Genomic DNA, 4,597 nt, shown 5'->3' with positions numbered 1-4,597 from the left:
GGCCCCCCCCCCGCCGCTTGCAACGCCCGGCGCGCCGTGGCATCGGCCAGCAGATTGGCCCCCGGCTGCAACATCAGCGGCAAACTGCTGACCCGCTGCCACGCGTATTCATGCTCGACGCTGGCTTGCCGCCACTGCTGCAAGGCCTGATGGTCCGCAGCACTCATCAGCCCGGACTGCATCCGCACCAGCCAGTCGATGGCACTGTCCCGCACCCGGGGATCGACCGCAGCGCCACTCATTCAAAACGGCTCGCGTAACAGACACTGAACGCCTTGCCCATGGCCCGCTGTACCTGGGCCACGGTCAAGCCCAACTGCGCAGCGATCTGCGGATAGGTCAGGCCATCGAGCTGGGACAGAAAGAAAATCTGCCGCACCCGCGGCGACAACCCCACCAGCAGCGAATCCAGCTGCAACAGGGTCTCGATCATCAAGTGCCGCTCCTCCGGCGAAGGCTCCTCCCCCACCGGCCGCGCCGCCAGGGCTTCCAGATAAGCCCGCTCGATCGCCTGGCGGCGCCAGCGATTGATCAGCAGGCCGTTGGCAATGGTGGCCAGGAACGCCATGGGCTGACGCAACTCACGCACATCCTCCTGGGAGCGCAGCACCCGGATAAAGGTGTCATGGGCCAGGTCCTCGGCATCGGCACTGTGCCCCAGGCGCCGGTGCAGCCAGCCCCGCAGCCAGCCGTGATGGTTCGCATACAACTGGGCGACGGGCGAAGAGAGGCTGTGGTTGTGCATGGGAGATTCGCATTAATGATAATGCTTCTCATTTTATTGTTTCAGTGCGGGAGTTGTACAGCGGCGAATCAGGATGTCTGTCGATCGATATCGCGGCGAAGCACCACCGCCGTGGTGATGTCCTCGACCGACTCATGACTGGCTACGGCATCCCGGACTCGGTTCAGGTCATCAATGGTGCGGGATTCGATCTCGATCACCAGATCGAGCTGGCCACTGACCGAAGAGATGCGTCGCACCTGGGAGTGCTGGGCCAGCATGTCCAGCAGGCTGATGGCCGGCGTGCGTTTCAGGCACACCAGAAACATGGCGCGAATCACGTTGGCGTCGATTTCGCCAATATCCGCCCGGTAGCCCCTGATCACGCCATTGCGCTCAAGGTTGAGGACCCGCTCGCTGGTGGCGCTTCTGGACAGTCCGATTCTCGCGGCCAGGGCCTTCAGGGCAATCCGCGCTTCTTTAGACAGAATGTCCAGTATTTCGCGATCTTTCACGTCCAGGTCGCGCATCAAGACTCCTCACTTTGACTACCGAATTTGTGCCGGTCGATTCCGACAATATGCAGGCCAACACCGACCGCATACCTACTGCCGTCAAGGATTTCGCATGCCAAGCTAACTGAAAACAATAACTTGGAAAACCATTACCATGACCAACCTTTCCCATCCCGCCCCGCAGTTCTCGCCCCGCGATGCCGAACAACTGGCCGAGCAGCTTTTCAATGTCGTCGCCACGGCCTCGCCCCTGGATGGCGAGCGCGACTGCAACTACCGGTTGAACACTGCAAGCGATGCGGGATGGATTCTGAAGGTGGTCAATTCGAGTGAACCGCGAACTGAAAGCGAGCTGCAGACGGCCATCCTCAGCCACCTCGCCTGCTATAACCCCGAGCTTGCCGTGCCGCAGCTGAAGAAGAGCCTTGCCGGTGGCTTCCTCGCCTCGGCCGTGGCGCCCTCCGGTGAAACCCATGCGGTGCGCCTGGTGAGCTGGCTGCACGGCACTCCCCTGGCCGAGGTCAAGCGCACCTTCGCCCTCATGCGCAGCCTGGGCCAATCGTTCGCCGACATGGATCGTGCGTTGCAGGGCTTCATGCATCCCGGTGCGGTGCGCGACCTGGACTGGGACCTGCGGCACGCCGCGCGCTCCAGATCGCGCCTGCATTTCGTCAAGGACCCTGGCCGACGAGCCATTCTGGAGCGCTTCATTACCGCGTTCGAAAACAACGTGCAACCCAAGCTTGCGCGCTTGCGCACACAGGTCATTCACAACGACGGCAATGACTGGAACATCCTCGTCGACCCGCAGACTCAGCAGCAGGTCTCGGGCATCATCGATTTTGGTGATGCCGTGCACACGGTGCTGATTGCCGAAGTCGCCATCACCTGCGCCTACTCCATTCTCGACATGGAGGACCCCATCGGCGCGGCCGCCGCCCTCACCGCCGGTTTCCACGAGCGCTACCCGCTGCAGCCGCAAGAACTGGACGTGCTGTTCAACCTGATCGCCATGCGCCTGGTCATCAGCGTCACCTTGTCGGCCTCGCGCCACGAGCAGACCCAGGACAACCCTTACCTGGCCATCAGCGAAGCCCCGGCCTGGCGCCTGCTGGAAAAAATGGACCGCATGAACCCGCGCCTGGCGACGGCGATCCTGCGCAAGGCCTGCGGCTATGACGCGATAGAAGGTGCCGGGGCGGTTCGCCGCTGGGTGGATGAAAACCGCCACGCCTTCGCGGACATCGTGCATCCGGCGGCGGCGACCCTGAACAAGGCCATTGTGCCGTTCGCCGATGCCGCCCATGTGCTGACGGTCGCCTCCGCCGAGCAGCGTCCGGCCGAGGCGGCGAAATGGTGGAACGATTTCGCGGCTGAACATCAGGTGCCGCTGGGCATCGGCCCCTGGGGCGAAGAACGGACCATCTACACCGACGCGGCATTTGAATCGCGCTTCATTGCAGGGCAACGTCGGATCATTCACCTGGGCGTCGACTTGCTCATGCCGGCCGGAACGCCGCTGTACACACCGCTTGCCGGCGTAGTGCGCAGCGTCGAGGTCGAGCGTGAACCGCTGGGCTATGGCGGTTTGATCATGCTTGAGCATTCGCCTGAGGGCTGCCCGCCGTTCCTGACCCTGTGGGGGCACATGGCCCACGAAGCGCTGACCCGCCTCAAGCCCGGGGACCGTCTTGAGGCGGGTGCCCTGGTGGGCCACATGGGCGCGGACACGGAAAACGGCGGCTGGCTGCCCCATGTGCACTTCCAGATGTCCACCGATACCCAACTGCAAGCGAGCGAGTTCATCGGCGTCGGTGAGCGCGCCTACCTTGAGGTGTGGGCCGACCTGTTCCCGGATGCATCGACCCTGGCCGGAATCCCTGCGGAAACCTACAGCCAGGAAGGCAGAAGCAAAGCAGAGATCGTGGCCAAGCGTAAACAACTGCTGCTGCCCAACTTGTCGATTTCCTACTCGGACCCGATCAAGTTCGTACGCGGTGATGGGGTCTGGTTGATAGACAACTTTGGCCGGGCCTATCTGGACTGCTTCAACAACGTCTGCCACCTGGGCCACTCCCATCCCGACGTGGTGCAGGCCCTGGCGCGCCAGGCGTCACGGCTGAACACCAACACCCGTTACCTGCACGACAACATCGTCGAGTACGCCGAGCGCCTCACCGCGACTTTGCCCGAAGGCCTGGCGGTGGCCTCCTTCGGCTGTTCAGGCAGCGAAGCCAATAGCCTGATGCTGCGCATGGCGCGCAATCACACCGGGCGCAACGATGCCATCGTGCTGGACTGGGCCTACCACGGCACCACCCAGGAGCTGATCGACCTGAGCCCCTACAAGTACAAGCGCAAGGCCGGCAAAGGCCGTGCAGAACACGTATTCGAGGCGGCCGTGCCGGATGCCTACCGCGCTGCGGATCACTGGCCGTTCGAGGAGCTGGGCAAGCGTTTCGCGCAAAGTGTCGCCGAGCAGATCGATAGCATGCGCAAGCAGGGCCGGGCCCCGGCGTTCTTTCTCGCGGAGTCCATTCCCAGCGTCGCCGGGCAACTGTTTTTCCCGGAAAACTACTTGCAGGAAGTCTATGCAATGGTGCGTGCCGAGGGCGGCCTGTGCCTGGCCGATGAAGTCCAGGTCGGCTTTGGTCGAGTGGGCAGCCACTGGTGGGCCTTTGAAACCCAGGGCGTGGTGCCCGATGCGGTGTCCATGGGCAAACCCATTGGCAACGGGCACCCGATGTCGGCAGTGGTGACCACCCGCGAGATCGCCGACAGCTTCAACAACGGCATGGAGTACTTCAACACCTTCGCCGGCAACCCGGTTTCCTGTGCCGTGGGGCTCAGCGTTCTCGATGTGATTGAGCGCGACAACCTGAAACTCAACGCACTGACGGTGGGCAACTACTTGCTCGATGGCTTTCGCACGTTGCAGCAGCGCTACGATGCCATTGGCGACGTACGCGGCCTGGGGCTGTTCCTCGGGATCGAGCTGGTCACCGATCGCCAGAGCAAAGCTCCGGCCACGCAACTGGCGAAAAAGGTCGCCGATGGTGCCCGGGAGCGCGGCGTTCTGATCGGCACCGAAGGCCCCTATGACAACGTTCTGAAAATGCGCCCCTCGATGATTTTCAGCCAGAAGAACGCCGACTTCCTGCTTGAGGTCCTGGACGAAAGCTTCAAGGCGGCATTGCGCTAGAGCGTCAGGATCGGGGCCGCAGCGCCCCAAACCGGGCTGGCCGACATAGTGTCGGCCAACTCCGGCAATGTGTCCGGCACGCGGACACCTTGCCGGGTGCTTTGCGCAATGACCTGTGCAAAGCTTTTCCCGAGGCCAGGGTGAAGAGCCCACAAC

The 4,597-nt window shown here is 62.9% G+C and carries 3 protein-coding genes and 1 pseudogene; 1 reads left to right on the top strand and 3 read right to left on the bottom strand.

Annotated features, from left to right (window positions below; genetic code table 11):
• From BLX41_RS34820 to BLX41_RS08700, 3 genes and pseudogenes are all read right to left on the bottom strand, one after another.
• Positions 1-242 (bottom strand): annotated as a pseudogene (locus BLX41_RS34820) (FecR/PupR family sigma factor regulator); the annotation flags it as partial.
• A complete protein-coding gene (locus tag BLX41_RS08705) occupies positions 239-745 on the bottom strand; it encodes a sigma-70 family RNA polymerase sigma factor (protein ID WP_123724536.1) in 507 nt (168 codons plus the stop codon). The gene BLX41_RS08705 and the pseudogene BLX41_RS34820, both read right to left, overlap by 4 nt.
• 68 nt (positions 746-813) lie before the next feature.
• A complete protein-coding gene (locus tag BLX41_RS08700) occupies positions 814-1,254 on the bottom strand; it encodes an Lrp/AsnC family transcriptional regulator (protein WP_011060662.1) in 441 nt (146 codons plus the stop codon).
• Positions 1,255-1,393: 139 nt separating this feature from the next.
• On the opposite strand from BLX41_RS08700, the gene BLX41_RS08695 reads away from it, so the two are divergent.
• On the top strand, positions 1,394-4,441 hold the full coding sequence (locus BLX41_RS08695; protein WP_123724535.1) for an aminotransferase class III-fold pyridoxal phosphate-dependent enzyme: 3,048 nt from the start codon (positions 1,394-1,396) through the stop codon (positions 4,439-4,441).
• The last annotated feature ends 156 nt before the right edge of the window (positions 4,442-4,597 follow it).

It is taken from the genome of Pseudomonas protegens (assembly GCF_003732485.1).
In the GTDB taxonomy this organism is placed as follows: Bacteria; Pseudomonadota; Gammaproteobacteria; order Pseudomonadales; family Pseudomonadaceae; genus Aquipseudomonas; species Aquipseudomonas protegens_B.
Note: the sequence above shows the minus strand (reverse complement) of the source record. Positions and strands in the feature narration are given on the sequence as shown.